This window comes from Klebsiella sp. C239 (assembly GCF_048822715.1).
Taxonomy (GTDB): Bacteria; Pseudomonadota; Gammaproteobacteria; order Enterobacterales; family Enterobacteriaceae; genus Klebsiella; species Klebsiella quasipneumoniae.
This window is the reverse complement of sequence record NZ_JBMEZK010000005.1, coordinates 297,953-314,214: the sequence shown is the minus strand read 5'-3', so window position 1 is coordinate 314,214 and position 16,262 is coordinate 297,953. Positions and strand designations below refer to the sequence as shown.

At 60.0% G+C, this 16,262-nt stretch carries 15 protein-coding genes; 9 read left to right on the top strand and 6 right to left on the bottom strand.

The window, feature by feature from the left end:
- Positions 1–2 precede the first annotated feature (2 nt).
- A complete protein-coding gene (gene purB, locus ACOI6Z_RS15970) occupies positions 3–1,373 on the top strand; it encodes an adenylosuccinate lyase (RefSeq protein WP_004176557.1) in 1,371 nt (456 codons plus the stop codon).
- Between the two features lie 54 nt (positions 1,374–1,427).
- On the opposite strand, the gene ACOI6Z_RS15965 is transcribed toward purB, so the two are convergent.
- Together ACOI6Z_RS15965 and ACOI6Z_RS15960 are read right to left on the bottom strand one after the other, a co-directional pair.
- The gene (locus ACOI6Z_RS15965) at positions 1,428–1,790 is read right to left on the bottom strand and encodes a cupin domain-containing protein (protein ID WP_065812106.1); all 363 of its coding nucleotides are present in this window, start codon (positions 1,788–1,790) and stop codon (positions 1,428–1,430) included.
- An 83-nt stretch (positions 1,791–1,873) separates the two neighbouring features.
- Entirely contained in the window at positions 1,874–2,680 is an 807-nt protein-coding gene (locus ACOI6Z_RS15960; protein ID WP_048334710.1) for an AraC family transcriptional regulator, read from the bottom strand.
- 21 nt (positions 2,681–2,701) lie between these two features.
- Between ACOI6Z_RS15960 and ACOI6Z_RS15955 the strand changes: the two genes are divergently transcribed.
- From ACOI6Z_RS15955 to ACOI6Z_RS15940, 4 genes are all read left to right on the top strand, one after another.
- The gene (locus ACOI6Z_RS15955) at positions 2,702–2,920 is read left to right on the top strand and encodes a hypothetical protein (protein ID WP_123822730.1); all 219 of its coding nucleotides are present in this window, start codon (positions 2,702–2,704) and stop codon (positions 2,918–2,920) included.
- A gap of 41 nt (positions 2,921–2,961) precedes the next feature.
- Complete coding sequence (gene phoP / locus ACOI6Z_RS15950; protein WP_065812107.1) at positions 2,962–3,633, top strand: two-component system response regulator PhoP; 672 nt, start codon at positions 2,962–2,964, stop codon at positions 3,631–3,633.
- Positions 3,633–5,099 carry a two-component system sensor histidine kinase PhoQ gene (gene phoQ, locus ACOI6Z_RS15945; RefSeq protein ID WP_065812108.1) on the top strand — a complete coding sequence of 489 codons (1,467 nt, stop codon included), beginning with the start codon at positions 3,633–3,635 and terminating at the stop codon, positions 5,097–5,099. The genes phoP and phoQ overlap by 1 nt, the downstream gene beginning before the upstream one ends.
- 85 nt (positions 5,100–5,184) lie before the next feature.
- Positions 5,185–6,306 carry a cupin domain-containing protein gene (locus tag ACOI6Z_RS15940; RefSeq protein ID WP_004206634.1) on the top strand — a complete coding sequence of 374 codons (1,122 nt, stop codon included), beginning with the start codon at positions 5,185–5,187 and terminating at the stop codon, positions 6,304–6,306.
- 613 nt (positions 6,307–6,919) lie between these two features.
- Here the strand turns inward: ACOI6Z_RS15940 and pepT are convergent.
- A complete protein-coding gene (gene pepT, locus ACOI6Z_RS15935) occupies positions 6,920–8,152 on the bottom strand; it encodes a peptidase T (protein ID WP_023289160.1) in 1,233 nt (410 codons plus the stop codon).
- Positions 8,153–8,409: 257 nt separating this feature from the next.
- Here pepT and potA point away from each other — a divergent pair, with 257 nt between their 5' ends.
- Genes potA through potD form a run of 4 tightly spaced genes read left to right on the top strand, consistent with a single transcriptional unit; the run spans position 8,410 to position 12,212 of the window.
- Positions 8,410–9,546 carry a spermidine/putrescine ABC transporter ATP-binding protein PotA gene (gene potA, locus ACOI6Z_RS15930; protein ID WP_017898964.1) on the top strand — a complete coding sequence of 379 codons (1,137 nt, stop codon included), beginning with the start codon at positions 8,410–8,412 and terminating at the stop codon, positions 9,544–9,546.
- On the top strand, positions 9,530–10,387 hold the full coding sequence (gene potB / locus ACOI6Z_RS15925; RefSeq protein WP_004150812.1) for a spermidine/putrescine ABC transporter permease PotB: 858 nt from the start codon (positions 9,530–9,532) through the stop codon (positions 10,385–10,387). Before potA ends, potB begins: the two co-directional genes overlap by 17 nt.
- The gene (potC, locus tag ACOI6Z_RS15920; RefSeq protein WP_004150813.1) at positions 10,384–11,169 is read left to right on the top strand and encodes a spermidine/putrescine ABC transporter permease PotC; all 786 of its coding nucleotides are present in this window, start codon (positions 10,384–10,386) and stop codon (positions 11,167–11,169) included. The genes potB and potC overlap by 4 nt, the downstream gene beginning before the upstream one ends.
- Complete coding sequence (gene potD / locus ACOI6Z_RS15915) at positions 11,166–12,212, top strand: spermidine/putrescine ABC transporter substrate-binding protein PotD (RefSeq protein WP_023289157.1); 1,047 nt, start codon at positions 11,166–11,168, stop codon at positions 12,210–12,212. The genes potC and potD overlap by 4 nt, the downstream gene beginning before the upstream one ends.
- 45 nt (positions 12,213–12,257) lie before the next feature.
- On the opposite strand, the gene ACOI6Z_RS15910 is transcribed toward potD, so the two are convergent.
- From ACOI6Z_RS15910 to ACOI6Z_RS15900, 3 genes are all read right to left on the bottom strand, one after another.
- On the bottom strand, positions 12,258–13,982 hold the full coding sequence (locus ACOI6Z_RS15910; RefSeq protein ID WP_232689815.1) for an aldehyde dehydrogenase family protein: 1,725 nt from the start codon (positions 13,980–13,982) through the stop codon (positions 12,258–12,260).
- Positions 13,979–15,607 carry a long-chain fatty acid--CoA ligase gene (locus ACOI6Z_RS15905; RefSeq protein WP_048334699.1) on the bottom strand — a complete coding sequence of 543 codons (1,629 nt, stop codon included), beginning with the start codon at positions 15,605–15,607 and terminating at the stop codon, positions 13,979–13,981. The genes ACOI6Z_RS15910 and ACOI6Z_RS15905 overlap by 4 nt, the downstream gene beginning before the upstream one ends.
- Before the next feature lie 283 nt (positions 15,608–15,890).
- Positions 15,891–16,235, bottom strand: a complete 345-nt coding sequence (locus ACOI6Z_RS15900) for a hypothetical protein (protein ID WP_044522101.1) — start codon at positions 16,233–16,235, stop codon at positions 15,891–15,893.
- Positions 16,236–16,262: the final 27 nt, after the last annotated feature.

The window sequence follows — 16,262 nt, the reverse complement described above, 5'->3', positions numbered from 1 at the left end:
CTATGGAATTATCCTCACTGACCGCCGTTTCCCCTGTAGACGGCCGCTACGGCGATAAAGTCAGCGCGCTGCGCGGTATCTTCAGCGAATTCGGTTTGCTGAAATTCCGCGTTCAGGTGGAAGTACGTTGGCTGCAAAAACTGGCCGCCCACGCAGCGATCAAGGAAGTTCCTGCTTTTGCTGCCGACGCAAACGGTTTCCTTGACAAAATCGTCGCCGATTTCAGCGTCGAAGACGCCGAGCGCATCAAAACCATCGAGCGCACCACTAACCACGACGTGAAAGCGGTAGAGTACTTTCTGAAAGAGAAAGTCGCTGACGTCGCCGAACTGCACGCCGTGTCGGAGTTTATTCACTTCGCCTGTACGTCCGAAGATATCAATAACCTCTCCCACGCGCTGATGCTGAAAACCGCCCGCGACGAAGTGGTTCTGCCTTACTGGCGCAAGCTGATTGACGCGGTAAAAGATCTGGCGACCCAGTACCGCGATGTACCGCTGCTCTCCCGTACCCACGGCCAGCCGGCGACGCCGTCCACCATGGGTAAAGAGATGGCGAACGTCGCCTACCGTATGGAGCGCCAGTACCGTCAGCTGAACCAGGTGGAAATCCTCGGTAAAATCAACGGCGCGGTGGGTAACTACAACGCCCACATCGCCGCCTACCCGGAAGTCGACTGGCATCAGTTCAGCGAAGAGTTTGTCACTTCGCTGGGCATTCAGTGGAACCCGTACACCACGCAGATCGAGCCGCATGACTATATCGCTGAGCTGTTTGACTGCATCGCGCGCTTCAACACCATTCTGATCGACTTCGATCGCGACGTGTGGGGCTACATCGCGCTCAACCACTTCAAACAGAAGACCATCGCCGGGGAAATCGGCTCCTCCACCATGCCGCACAAGGTGAACCCGATTGACTTCGAAAACTCCGAAGGCAACCTCGGCCTGGCCAATGCGGTCATGCAGCACCTGGCCAGCAAACTGCCGGTTTCCCGCTGGCAGCGCGACCTGACCGACTCCACCGTCCTGCGTAACCTCGGCGTGGGCATCGGCTATGCGCTCATCGCCTATCAGTCCACCCTCAAAGGGATCAGCAAGCTGGAGCTGAACCAGGATCGCCTGCTGGACGAACTGGATCACAACTGGGAAGTACTGGCTGAGCCGATCCAGACCGTGATGCGTCGTTACGGTATCGAAAAACCGTACGAGAAGCTGAAAGAGCTGACCCGCGGCAAACGCGTTGACGCGGAAGGGATGAAGCAGTTTATTGACAGCCTCGCCCTGCCGGAAGAGGAAAAAGTGCGTCTCAAAGCGATGACCCCGGCCAACTATATCGGTCGGGCAACCACCATGGTTGACGAGCTGAAGTAATCGCCCTGCCCCTCTTTCCGCCGGAAAGAGGGGCGTTTTATCGCCGGAAGGCGATCAGATCCAGACGTCGTTCACCGCCGTCCGCTCGCCGCCCTCGTGGCCGGTATTCAGCACCCCGCGCGGTTCAATCAGCAGCAGCTTCGCTTCCATCTCCGCCGAGGTCTTATGTTCCACCCCGCGCGGCACGACGATCATATCCCCGGCCTTCACCAGCACATGTCCGTCGCGGAAGTCCACGCGCAATACCCCCTCCACCACCATCAGCGTCTCATCGGTTTCCGGATGGCTGTGCCAGATAAAGTCGCCGGCGATGCGCACGATCTTGAACTGATAGTCGTTCATTTCGGCCACCACTTTGGGCTGCCATTGTTCGCTGAACAGGGAAAATTTATGAGCAAGATTAACGAGTTGATACATAGGCTGTCTCCTTGTGATAAAGGCAGTCAGCATAGTTCGCCGCGCCGCGGTCACGCTTGAACGATTGTGCAACCTGCGCCGCCTTAGCCGCGGATCGCCCGCAGCCAGCGCCCCGGAGAGAGGCCAAAGCGGCTGATAAACTGGCGCGTCATGTGGCTCTGGTCGGCAAAGCCCGCCTCGGCGGCAATATCCACCAGACGCTCCCCGGCGCGCATCCGCTGGCGACAAAAATCGAGCCGGCGCATCATGACGTAACGCCACGGACTGGTGCCATACAGCGTTCTGAAATCGCGGCTCAGGCTCCAGCGGTCCCGGCCGCTGACCTGCGACAGGATGTCGAGGGTCATATCCTGCATAAAACAGGCATGGATATACTCCCGGGCCCTCTCCGCCGCCTGATAATCAAACGCCTGGCGACGGGAACGCTGCCCGCCGACCACGGCCAGGGTCTGCGCCAGGTCGTACAGGACGTCCTCTTCCTCCAGCGGCTCGAAGGTAGCCGTGACCGCTTTCAACAACGGTTGCGCGGCGCGACGTAGCCGTGGATCCGCCGACAAGCCGCCGGGGATAAACGGCAATGGCCTGCCGCCGAGTATCTTCTGGATCAGCGCGGGTTCGATATAGGCCATGCGGTAGTGAAACCCCGCCTCGGTGCCCGCCTCGCCATCGTGTATTTCGTCCGGGTGAAGGACCATCGTCCCGCCGGGCAGACTGTGCTGTAGCCCGCCGCGATAGTGAAAGCTCTGCACGCCGGCGATCGTCTGGCCGATGGCGTAGGTGTCATGCCGGTGCGGCTCATAGCCGTGGCCGCCGAAGAAGGCTTCGATGCGCTCCGTCCGACTGGGCGACTGCGCCAGCCTGACCCAGTCCGCGCTCTGCTGCTGAGACATAATGGATAACCTGCGGCGTCATTGAGGGATAATTCCAGCACTATTACACAAAAAATTAACATCACCAACCCGCCGCTGCCCGCGCCCTGCCGCTGGGCGTTTGCTGAAATTACGCATAGAATGAAGGAGTTCCATGCCCGTGCGCAAAAGGCGCCGCCCAACGCCGACCTGCCCGGCGATGCTGCACGCCGTTTGTATAAAAAGCTTTATTTAACAGCTGTTTATATTTTGCGTATATAATAAGCGTCAGACTACTTTCGAAATTGCAAGGGAGAACAGCCATGCGCGTACTCGTGGTTGAGGATAATGCCCTGCTGCGTCACCACCTCAAAGTTCAGCTACAGGAGCTGGGCCATCAGGTCGATGCCGCAGAGGATGCCAAGGAAGCGGATTACTATCTGGGCGAACATCTCCCGGATATCGCCATCGTCGATCTCGGTCTGCCGGACGAAGATGGATTATCGTTGATCCGCCGCTGGCGCAGCCACGACGTGTCACTGCCGGTGCTGGTGCTGACCGCCCGCGAAGGTTGGCAGGATAAAGTCGAAGTGCTGAGCGCCGGGGCGGATGATTACGTCACCAAGCCTTTCCATATTGAAGAGGTTGCCGCCCGCATGCAGGCGCTGCTGCGCCGCAATAGCGGCCTGGCCTCGCAGGTGATCTCTCTGCCGCCGTTCCAGGTCGACCTCTCCCGGCGCGAGCTGTCGGTGAACGACCAGCCGATCAAGCTGACGGCTTTTGAGTACACCATTATGGAAACCCTGATCCGCAATCGCGGCAAAGTGGTCAGTAAGGATTCGCTGATGCTCCAGCTTTACCCGGATGCCGAACTGCGTGAAAGCCATACCATCGACGTGCTGATGGGCCGGCTGCGTAAGAAAATTCAGGCTGTATACCCGCAGGACGTCATCACTACGGTGCGCGGCCAGGGCTATCTGTTCGAACTGCGCTGATGAAGGGACTGTTGCGGCATATTTTCCCGCTGTCGTTACGGGTTCGCTTCCTGCTGGCGACCGCCGGGGTGGTGCTGGTGCTCTCCCTGGCTTATGGCATGGTGGCGCTGGTGGGCTACAGCGTCAGCTTCGATAAAACCACCTTCCGTCTGCTGCGCGGCGAGAGCAATCTCTTTTATATGCTGGCCAAATGGGAGAACGGCGCCATTGACGTCGATATCCCGGAAAATCTGAATATGGAAAGCCCGACGGTGACCCTTATTTACGATAAGAAGGGCAAACTGCTGTGGGCGCAGCGCGATGTTCCCTGGCTGACAAAACGCATTCAACCGGATTGGCTGAAACGCAATGGCTTCCATGAAATTGAAGCCGATGTCGACAGCAGCAGTATGCTGTTGCGCAATAACCATGAGGTTCAGGAACAGCTGGACGCCATCCGCGAACAGGGCGACGATTCGGAGATGACCCACTCGGTGGCGATCAACTTCTACCCGGCCACCAGCAAAATGCCCCAGCTCAGTATCGTGGTGGTCGACACGATCCCGGTGGAGCTTAAGCGCAGCTATATGGTGTGGAGCTGGTTTATCTACGTGCTGGCCGCCAACCTGTTGCTGGTGATCCCCCTCCTGTGGGTCGCCGCCTGGTGGAGCCTGCGCCCCATCGAGTCGCTGGCCAAAGAGGTGCGCGAACTGGAGGAACATCACCGCGAGAAGCTCAATCCCAACACCACCCGCGAGCTGACCCGGCTGGTCAGCAACCTTAACCGGCTGGTTCGCAGCGAGCGTGAACGCTATGACAAATACCGCACCACCCTCACCGATCTTACCCACAGCCTGAAAACGCCGCTGGCGGTGATGCAGAGCACGTTGCGCTCGCTGCGCGGCGAGAAGATCAGCGTCGACGAGGCGGAGCCGGTGATGCTGGAGCAGATCAGCCGTATTTCGCAGCAGATTGGTTACTATCTGCATCGCGCCAGCATGCGCAGCGGCGGCACCTTGCTGAGCCGGGAGCTGCACCCGATCGCCCCCCTGCTCGACAGCCTGACCTCCGCCCTCAATAAGGTTTATCAGCGCAAGGGGGTCAATATCTCGCTCGACATCTCGCCGGAGATCAGTTTTGTCGGCGAGCAGAACGATTTTATGGAAGTGATGGGTAACGTTCTCGATAACGCCTGTAAGTACTGTCTGGAGTTCGTGGAGGTTTCCGTGCGCCAGACCACCGACAGCCATCTGCACATTCTGGTGGAAGACGACGGGCCGGGGATCCCGCCGAGCCAGCGCCGCGCGGTCTTCGACCGCGGTCAGCGGGCGGATACTCTGCGTCCCGGCCAGGGGGTGGGGCTCTCCGTCGCCCGGGAAATCGTCGAACAATATGACGGGGAGATCATCGCCGGCGAGAGCCTGCTCGGCGGCGCCTGCATGGAGGTGGTGTTTGGCCGCCAGCTGATGGAAGACAAAGAGAGTTAATCGTTGAGTTTTTTCACGGCGCCTGCATCGCCGGGGCGCCGCATCCGTTATAATCCCTGTCAGACACCTGCAGTGGAATATCAATATGGATTATCAATTAACGCTTAACTGGCCCGACTTTATCGAACGCTACTGGCAAAAACGGCCGGTGGTATTGAAGCGCGGCTTCGCCAATTTTATCGACCCGCTGAGCCCGGACGAACTGGCTGGACTGGCCATGGAGAGCGAGGTCGATAGCCGCCTTGTCAGCCATCAGGATGGAAAATGGCAGGTCAGTCACGGTCCCTTCGAAAGCTACGATCACCTGAGCGAAAACAACTGGTCCCTGCTGGTACAGGCGGTTAACCACTGGCATGAGCCGTCGGCGGCGCTGATGCACCCGTTCCGCGCCCTGCCGGACTGGCGTATCGACGACCTGATGATCTCCTTCTCCGTACCGGGCGGCGGCGTCGGCCCGCATCTGGATCAGTATGATGTGTTTATCATCCAGGGCACTGGCCGTCGGCGCTGGCGCGTCGGGGAAAAAGTGCCGATGAAACAGCACTGCCCGCATCCGGACCTGCTGCAGGTTGACCCCTTCGAGGCGATCATCGATGAAGAGATGGAGCCGGGCGATATTCTCTATATTCCGCCAGGATTCCCGCATGAGGGATATTCGCTGGAAAATTCGCTGAACTATTCGGTCGGCTATCGCGCGCCGAATGCCCGCGAGCTGTTCAGCGGCTTTGCCGACTACGTTCTCCAGCGCGAACTGGGCAGCCAGCGCTACGCCGATCCGGACGTGCCCTCCCGCGACCATCCGGCGGATATTTTACCGGCCGAACTCGACCGCCTGCGCGAGATGATGCTGGGGCTGATTAACCAACCGGAGCACTTTAAGCAGTGGTTCGGCGAGTTTATCACTCAGTCGCGTCATGAGCTCGACGTCGCGCCGCCGGAGCCGCCGTATCAGCCCGATGAAATTTACGATGCTCTGCAGCAGGGCGATACCCTGGAACGCTTGGGCGGCCTGCGGGTGCTGCGCATTGACGGCGAGGTGTTCGTCAATGGCGAGAAGATCAACTCTCCGCACCGCCCGGCGCTGGACGCCTTAGCCACCCACCTGACGCTGCGCGCCGACCATTTTGGCGATGCGCTGGAAGATCCCTCTTTCCTCGCCATGCTGGCGGCGCTGGTCAACAGCGGCTACTGGTTCTTTGGCGACTGAGTGCCATCCTGCCCGGCGGCGCTGCGCTTGCCGGGCCTACGGGTTCCGCAGTCACCGGTTGGACTGTAGGCCGGATAAGGCGTTAGCCGCCATCCGGCATAAAGACAAGTACCCGCTCTGCTGTTGACCGCCCGGCGGCGCTGCGCTTGCCGGGCCTACGGGGTCTGCGGTCACCTGTTGGACCGTAGGCCGGATAAGGCGTTAGCCGCCATCCGGCACGAAGACAAGTACCCGCTCTGCTGTTGACCGCCCGGCGGCGCTGCGCTTGCCGGGCCTACGGGTTCCGCGGCCACCGGTTGGACCGTAGGTTGGATAAGGCGCAGCCGACATCCGGCATAAAGACGAGTAACCGCTCTGCTGTTGACCGCCCGGCGGCGCTGCGCTTGCCGGGCCTACGGTTTCCGCGGTCACCTGTTGGACCGTAGGCCGGATAAGGCGTTAGCCGCCATCCGGCACGAAGACAGGCACCCGCTCTGCTGTTGACCGCCCGGCGGCGCTGCGCTTGCCGGGCCTACGGGTTCCGCAGTCACCGGTTGGACTGTAGGCCGGATAAGGCGCAGCCGCCATCCGGCGTCTTGTCCGACTCGCGGCCCTACCGGGCTGCCTGAGAAGATTAATGCCCTTTTCGTGCCGCCGTCAGCTCGGCGATACGCACGATCACCTGCACCGCTTTCTCCATCCCTTCTAGGGTGACAAACTCATGTTTGCCGTGATAGTTGTAGCCGCCGGTAAACAGGTTCGGGCATGGCAGTCCCATAAACGAGAGCTGCGCGCCGTCGGTACCGCCGCGGATCGGCTTCATCTGCGGTTCGATATCGCAGTCCACCATGGCCTGGCGGGCAATATCGACCACGTGCGGATGGGCGATCACCTGCTCATGCATGTTGTAATAACTGTCCTCGATCACCAGCTCGATATAGCAGTCCGGGTGCAGCCCCTTGCCCACCTTTTTGGCGATCTCCATCATCTTGCGCTTGCGCGCCTCGAAGTGCTTACGGTCAAAATCGCGGATGATGTAGTGCATCTCGGCCCGATCGACGCTGCCTTTGATGCTGGTGAGATGATAAAAGCCTTCATAGCCTTCGGTGGTCTCCGGCGCCTCGTCGGCCGGCACTTCGGCATGAATCCGCGCGGCCAGCGACAGCGCGTTGACCATCACCCCTTTCGCGGTGCCGGGGTGCACGTTGTTGCCGACGATCTTAATGGTCACCGAGGCGGCATTGAAGTTTTCAAACTCCAGTTCGCCGACCCCGCCGCCGTCAACGGTATAGGCCCAGCGGGCGTCAAAGGCCTCGACGTCGAAATGTTTCGCCCCTTTTCCGACCTCTTCATCGGGGGTGAAGGCCACGCGGATATCGCCGTGGGGGATATTTTTCGCCTGCAGGGTCGCCAGCGCGGTCATGATCTCGGCGATGCCGGCCTTATCGTCCGCCCCCAGCAGCGTTTTCCCGTCGGTGGTGATCAGCGTCTGCCCCAAAAGCTGATGGAGAACCGGGAACATCACCGGGGAGAGCACCTCATCGCCGATACCCAGCGCAATATCGCCGCCGCGATAGTTTTCGACAATCTGCGGGTTAACGTTTTTGCCGCTGAAATCCGGGGAGGTGTCAACGTGAGAGATAAAGCCGATGGCCGGGATATCGCCCTCGACGTTGGCGGGCAGGGTTCCCATTACCGTCCCTTTTTCACTCAGCGTTACCTTGACCAGTCCCATTTCTTCCAGCTGCGCCTGCAACAGGCGTAACAGCTTCCACTGCCCTTCCGTGCTGGGGACCTGACGAACGCCAGGCTTCGACTGCGTGTCCAAAGAAACGTACTGCAAAAAACGCTCAAGCAATTTATCCATGTAGCCACCCTCTTCTTTTGTGACAACATTATTGATAAGCCAGAAAAGACAAATATTGCGTCAGGTCATTCTTAGCCCGTAAAGCGAAATTTAATAACGGAACCGACGTTATGGTGTAAAGGTAGACTATGCAGGCGTATCAAGGATTGGCGATTACCCTCGTTTGCCGTAGAATGCTGGCCCTTATTAAAAACGTGCAACCCCAAAGGTGGTTAATCACAAACCCCGCAGCGGTCGGAAGTTTCCGTTGCGTCTACATGGGACAGAGTCAAAAATTGAATATACAACCGCGTTCGCGTTCGCCGCTGGTGCAACTGGCGGGAATTCGCAAAAGCTTTGATGGTAAAACGGTCATCGATAACCTTAACCTGACCATCAACAATGGTGAGTTTCTCACCCTGCTTGGCCCCTCTGGCTGCGGTAAAACCACCGTTCTGCGCCTTATCGCCGGCCTGGAAAACGTCGACAGCGGACGGATCCATCTCGAAGATCACGATATCACTCATGTTCCGGCGGAAAACCGCCACGTTAATACCGTATTCCAAAGCTACGCCCTGTTTCCGCATATGACGGTGTTCGAGAACGTCGCCTTCGGCCTGCGGATGCAGAAAACCCCGGCGGCGGAAATCACTCCGCGGGTGATGGATGCCTTAAAGATGGTGCAGCTGGAGGCGTTTGCCCAGCGCAAACCGCACCAGCTCTCCGGCGGCCAGCAGCAGCGCGTGGCCATCGCCCGCGCGGTGGTCAACAAACCGCGCCTGCTGCTGCTCGATGAGTCCCTTTCGGCGCTGGATTACAAGCTGCGCAAGCAGATGCAGAACGAACTGAAAGCGCTGCAGCGTAAGCTCGGCATCACCTTCGTCTTCGTCACTCACGACCAGGAAGAGGCCCTGACCATGTCCGATCGCATCGTGGTGATGCGTGATGGCAAAATCGAACAGGACGGCACCCCGCGCGAGATCTACGAAGAGCCAAAGAACCTGTTCGTCGCCAGCTTTATCGGCGAGATCAATATCTTCGACGCCACGGTCATTGAACGCCTCGACGAACAGCGCGTGCGGGCCAGCGTGGAAGGGCGTGAATGCAACATCACCGTCAATTTTGCGGTGGAGGCCGGCCAGCGTCTGCATGTCCTGCTGCGCCCGGAAGATCTGCGCGTCGATGAGATCCACCACAACAGCGACGCCGACGGCCTGATCGGCTATGTGCGCGAGCGCAACTATAAGGGCATGACCCTCGAGTCGGTGGTGGAGCTGGAAAACGGCAAAATGGTGATGGTCAGCGAATTCTTTAACGAAGACGACCCGGATTTCGACCACTCTCTTGACCAGAAAATGTCTATCAATTGGGTGGAGAGCTGGGAGGTGGTGCTGGCCGATGAAGAACACCAGTAAATTCCAGAATGTGGTGATCGCCACCATCGTCGGTTGGCTGGTGCTGTTTGTCTTTCTGCCCAACCTGATGATCATCGCCACCAGCTTCCTGACCCGCGACGACGCTAACTTCGTCAAGCTGGTCTTCACGCTGGATAACTACTCGCGGTTGCTGGATCCGCTTTATTACGACGTGCTGCTGCATTCGCTGAACATGGCGCTGCTGGCGACCCTCGCCTGCCTGGCGCTGGGCTACCCGTTTGCGTGGTTCCTTGCCCGGCTGCCGCAGAAGGTGCGGCCTCTGCTGCTGTTCCTGCTGATCGTTCCCTTCTGGACCAACTCGTTGATCCGCATCTACGGGCTGAAGATTTTCCTCAGCACCAAAGGCTACCTGAACGAGTTTCTCCTGTGGCTGGGAGTGATCGACACGCCGATACGCATTATGTTCACCCCGTCGGCGGTGATTATCGGCCTGGTGTACATCCTGCTGCCGTTTATGGTGATGCCGCTCTACTCCAGCATTGAGAAACTGGATCGGCCGCTGCTGGAAGCGGCGAAAGATCTCGGCGCCAGCAAGCTGCAGACGTTTATCCGCATCATCATTCCGCTGACCATGCCGGGGATCATCGCCGGCTGCCTGCTGGTCATGTTGCCGGCGATGGGGCTGTTCTACGTTTCCGACCTGATGGGCGGCGCCAAGAACCTGCTGATCGGCAATGTGATAAAGAGCCAGTTCCTCAATATTCGCGACTGGCCGTTCGGCGCGGCAACCAGCATTACCTTAACCCTGGTGATGGGCCTGATGCTGTTGATTTACTGGCGCGCGGCGCGCCTGCTGAATAAAAAGGTGGAGCTGGAATGATCGGTCGACTGCTGCGCGGCGGCTTTATGACCGCCATCTACGCGTATCTCTACATCCCTATTATTATTCTGATCGTTAACTCGTTTAACCGGTCGCGTTTCGGCATCAACTGGCAGGGGTTCACCACCGACTGGTATAGTCTGCTGATGAACAACGATAGCCTGCTGCAGGCCGCCCAGCACTCGCTGACCATGGCGGTGCTGTCGGCGACCTTCGCCACCCTTATCGGCTCGCTAACCGCCGTGGCGCTGTACCGCTACCGTTTTCGCGGCAAACCGTTCGTTAGCGGCATGCTGTTTGTGGTGATGATGTCGCCCGATATTGTCATGGCCATCTCCCTGCTGGTGCTGTTTATGCTGATTGGCGTCCAGCTTGGCTTCTGGTCGCTGCTGTTTTCGCATATCACCTTTTGCCTGCCGTTTGTGGTGGTCACCGTTTACTCCCGGCTGAAAGGCTTTGATGTGCGGATGCTGGAGGCGGCGAAAGATCTGGGCGCCAGCGAGATGACCATCCTGCGCAAAATTATCCTGCCGCTGGCCCTGCCGGCGGTGGCGGCCGGGTGGCTGCTGAGCTTCACGCTGTCGATGGATGACGTGGTGGTCTCCTCGTTCGTCACCGGTCCGGGGTATGAAATCCTGCCGCTGAAGATCTATTCGATGGTCAAGGTCGGCGTTTCGCCAGAGGTGAACGCTCTGGCAACGATACTGTTGGTTCTGTCGCTGGTGATGGTCATCGCCAGTCAGTTAATTGCACGTGATAAAACTCAGGGGACGTTAAAATGAAAAAATGGTCACGCCACCTGCTCGCGGCGGGCGCTCTGGCAATCGGCATGAGCGCCGCCCACGCGGACGACAGCAAAACGCTCTACTTCTACAACTGGACCGAATATGTGCCACCGGGCCTGCTGGAGCAATTCACCAAAGAGACCGGCATCAAGGTTATCTACTCGACCTACGAGTCGAACGAAACCATGTACGCCAAGCTCAAGACCTATAAAGACGGGGCGTACGACCTGGTCGTCCCGTCGACCTACTTCGTCGACAAGATGCGTAAAGAAGGCATGCTGCAGAAGATCGATAAGAGCAAGCTGACTAACTTCAGCAACCTCGATCCGCAGATGCTGAACAAACCGTTCGACCCGAATAACGACTACTCCATCCCCTACATCTGGGGGGCGACGGCCATCGGCGTCAACAGCGACGCTATCGATCCGAAAACCGTCACCAGCTGGGCCGACCTGTGGAAGCCGGAATACAAAAGCAGCCTGCTGCTGACCGACGACGCGCGCGAAGTGTTCCAGATAGCGCTGCGTAAGCTGGGCTATTCCGGCAACACTACCGACCCGAAAGAGATTGAAGCCGCCTATAACGAGCTGAAAAAACTGATGCCCAACGTCGCGGCGTTTAACTCCGATAACCCGGCGAACCCGTATATGGAAGGCGAAGTGAACCTCGGCATGGTATGGAACGGTTCGGCTTACGTCGCCCGCCAGGCCGGTACGCCGCTGGAAGTGATCTGGCCGAAAGAAGGCGGCATCTTCTGGATGGACAGCCTGTCGATCCCGGCAAATGCGAAAAACGTCGACGGCGCGCTGAAGCTGATTAACTTCCTGCTACGCCCGGATGTCGCCAAACAGGTCGCGGAAACCATCGGCTACCCCACGCCAAACCTGGCGGCGCGCAAAATGCTCAGCCCGGCCGTGGCCAACGATAAATCGCTCTATCCGGACGCCGCCACCATCGAGAAAGGCGAATGGCAAAATGACGTCGGCAGCGCCAGCGCTATTTATGAAGAGTATTACCAGAAGCTGAAAGCGGGCCGCTAATCCCGCCGGGCGGAACCGCGGTTCCGCCCTTTTTTTGCTCTCACTTTAGCCCCTCAGCGCGCGCCAGAGGATCGCCGGCAGCTTGCGCCAGCGCGGCCGATGGTAAAAATCCACTAGCCGCTGCGCCACCGCTTCCTGCCCCCGGTGAGTAATAAACCAGGGCGGCAGGGGCATCAGCGTCAGTTCGCCATGCCACAGACTGCGCGGAAACGGCCGAAACGGCGCCTCAATCACCGTGCGCTCGGTTTTCTCCAGCATAAAGCTATTATGCACCTTGCCCCGCCCGCTCTGAATATCGTCGAGCCTGTGGCCGGGAAACGCCCCCCACGGGCAGGGAGCTAACAGGAAGGCCACCCCGCTCCAGCAGTTGATCGCCACCGTGCCATAGCGCAGCTCGGCGATCAGCGCGTTAAAACGCTTACGCCCAATCGCCTTGCGGGTGCGCGGGTGGATCACAATATTGGCCCCCAGCGTGCCCTGCAGCCGCTGATTGGCATAGCCGATCGCCTGGCGCAAAAAGCTTTCCGCGCTGTCGGCCTCAAGGCGGGTGATCGACAGCCCCGGGCCAAAGACCTCCTGCTGGCAGAAGTCCGGATCATCCTCGGTGTTCGCCACAATCAACGGCAGCGCGTCGCCGCGGGCTATCTCCAGCGGCTGACGGGCGCGCAGGCGAAAGTCAGTCAGCCGGTTTTCCGCGCCGGGGTAATAGTCCGGACGGGTATTGGCGGCGATCAGCCGGTACAGCTGACTAAGCAGGGCCGACGCCGGCTCCCAGCCCTGCTGCAGGATCAGCACCTGGCTGGCCACGCAGTTAAACCCGCCATTGTTCATCTTCTGCGTCGCCAGCTGCTGCGCCTGAAAAGCGATATCCGCCTCGCTCCACGGACCGGGGACGATAATGGTAGGGCTGACGCCGCCCAGCTCCGAGGTCACCCGACGCGGGTTCAGCGGCGTCCCGGCGGCCCGACGCTGGCGAGCCGCCTCACCATCGCCCCAGACGATAGCGTCATGGCTCTCCCGCGAGCCGGTGATATGGATCTCATCGACAGCGGGATGGGTGGTCAGCCACGCCCCCGCCTGGGCGTCGCCGGTGATGATGCGGAGCGCATCCATGGCGATCAGCGGCGCCAGAGCCTGAGCCAGCAGATCGTGCAGATAATCATTCACCGGGTTGAGCTTCAGCAGGCAGACTTGATTTTCAATAAACAGTTTGTGTAATACGTCCAGCGGCGCGATAGAGGCCACATTCCCGGCGCCGAGCACCAGCGCCAGCTTGCCCTGCCGCGCGGCCGGCGGGATATCGTATGCGGCTGCCGCGCAGCGATCGAGATTGGCCCGGGTGACCCCCGGCTGCATCCAAATTTCAGCGCGAACACCAGACAGCAACAGTCGATCCCAGAGCGTGCCGGGCACCACCCGCAGCGCCAGGCGGCCGTCCGCCAGCGTCCGCAGCGGGATCCGCCGGAGAAAGGTTTTCTCCTCCAGCTGCTCCAGGGTGGCGATAAGCCCGTTGCAGCCGACCATCAGCGCGCAGGGGCCTGCCAGCCACTCTTCGCCCGTCAGCGGATCGCCTGGCGGTAGTCCTTTGGCCCTCGCCGCCGCCTCCACCCACGCAGGAGCAATTGAAGCCAGGGCATCCTTGATCTGGCGCAGGAGCGCCAGACGACGATTCACTGAGGTCTCCGCCCAGCGCTGGCGCGCCGCCGACAAGGCGTGCAGCGCTGCGTCATACTGAGAGCAGGTCGTCAGACCGGGTCGCGCGTGGCTCATTTTCCCTCACTCATTAAAATCTCTCCATAGGCCTGGCGCAGCTGATTCTTGAGCACCTTGCCCGTGGCGCTGACCGGTAGCGCATCGACAAATATCACCCGGTCCGGGATCTGCCATTTGGGCACCCGTTTCTCAAACCAGGCCAGCAGATCGCTCTCTTCCACTTCGCCCCCTTCCACGCGAACGCACAGCAGCACCGGCCGCTCGTCCCAGCGCGGGTGGCGGGCGGCGATGGCCGCCGCGCTGCGCACCGCCTGATGCGCGATGGCGATATTCTCCAGCTCAACGGTGGAGATCCACTCGCCGCCGGACTTGATGATATCCTTTGCCCGATCGCTGATCACCAGATAACCATTGGCGTCGAGCGTACCGATATCGCCGGTATCAAACCAGCCTGCCGCGGTCAGGGCGCTTTCGTCCTGACCATAGTACTGCTCCACCACCCAGTGCCCTCTGACCTGCAGATATCCCTGACTTTGACCGTCCATCGGCAGTGGGTCGCCCTCGACATCCACCACCTGTAGCTCGATGCCAAAAATAGGCCGCCCCTGACCGGTACGCTGTTTTTGCTGCTCCGGCGCCGGGAGTGCGTCATGTTTGCTCAACAGCGTGTTAATGGTGCCGATGGGCGATGTTTCGGTCATTCCCCAGGCGTGGATCAGCGTAATGCCGTAATCGTGCTGAAAGGCCTCCATCATCGACGGCGGCAGCGCGGAGCCCCCGACAAACGCACGTTTAAAATCAGGCAGCCGCATGTCCGACCGCCGCATCGCCGCCAACAGACCGGCCCAGATCACCGGCACGCCGAACGCCACCGTCACCTTCTCGGCGGCCAGCAGCTGCAGCAGGCTGTCGCCATCGAGGTGCGGCCCCGGTAGCACCAGCCGCGCGCCGACCATGGCGGCGATAAACGGCGTCCCCCACGCGTTGACATGGAACATCGGCACCACCGGCAACAGGCTATCCCTGGCCGAGATCCCGGCGGCGTCCGGCTGATTGCCGCTCAGGGCATGCAGGACCAGCGAACGATGGGTATTCAACACCCCTTTCGGTCGGCCGGTGGTCCCCGAGGTGTAGCAGAGCGAGGCCGGCGTCAGTTCATTGAGCGGCGGCCAGCGATAGTCTGCCATCCCCTGCTGCAACAGTTCGTCAAAAAACAGCAATGAGGGCAGCTGGCTGAGCGCCGCTTCGCTGCAGGGCGCCATCAGCACGACGTGTTTCACCGTCGGCAGCTGCGGCAGGAGCTGCGCCACCAGCGGCAAAAAGGTCTGGTCAAAGAACAGCACCTCGTCGGCAGCGTCGTTGAGGATATACCGCAGATGGTCAACCGACAGCCGCGGATTGACGGTGTGCGTCACCCAGCCGCCGGAGGCGACGGCAAAATAGATCTCCAGGTGGCGGCGATTGTTCCATGCGAGGGTGGCGCAGCGGGCGCCCGGCGGCAGCCCCAGCGACGCCAGCGCCGATGCCAGCCGCTGAGCGCGGCTGGCCACTTCCCCCCAGCTGCTGCGCTCCTTCTCCCCGCCGGCCCCCACCGAGACGATCTCCGTCTCGCTGTGGTATTGCGCCGCATGGCTGAGCAGCGCGGTGGTAGTGAGATCCTGATAAATCATCGGTGACGGCATGGCGGGGTCTCCTTTACAGACTTCCGGGCGGGGGAACAGGGTCGCGGCGCGAACGTGCGGACGCCTATTGAATCTGGTCTACATTTGCCGGTCTGCACAAAAAAACGTACGGAAATCAGCGGTCACGCACAAAATTATCGCGGGTAATCGCTCAGAAAGGAGAAGCCGAGAATGATATGATGAAGGGCATTGCCCGGCGCCGGTCCGGGCGATATCGCCAGAGCGACCGCCGGGGACTGACGATAGCCTGGAGTACGTGATGCGCGCTTCAGAGGAAAGCGGCTCAGCGTCGCCCATCCTCGGGCTGGCCTTTGTCCTTCCCTTTTTCGGCTCGCCGTTGCACAAAATCTTCAATGATGCTGAAGAGCCCGTTGAGGGGTTTCCACAGCACCACCAGCAGCAGCATGGGGCCGTATACCCGCACACCGCCCGTCGCGACCTGACCGGTAAACAGCAGGGCTAAGCCATCCAGCAGCAGGCACAACGCGCTGCCGGTGCCGATCAACAGGCACAGCAGGAAGAGGATCGGTCGGCTATCGGCGTATTCAGGTAGCGCACGCTGGCTCCAGATGCCGACGATAATGGACGCGATCAAGGCGATCGATGCAATGACGAGGGGATGATGCATGGTCTGACTCCTGTCATGACGTGACAT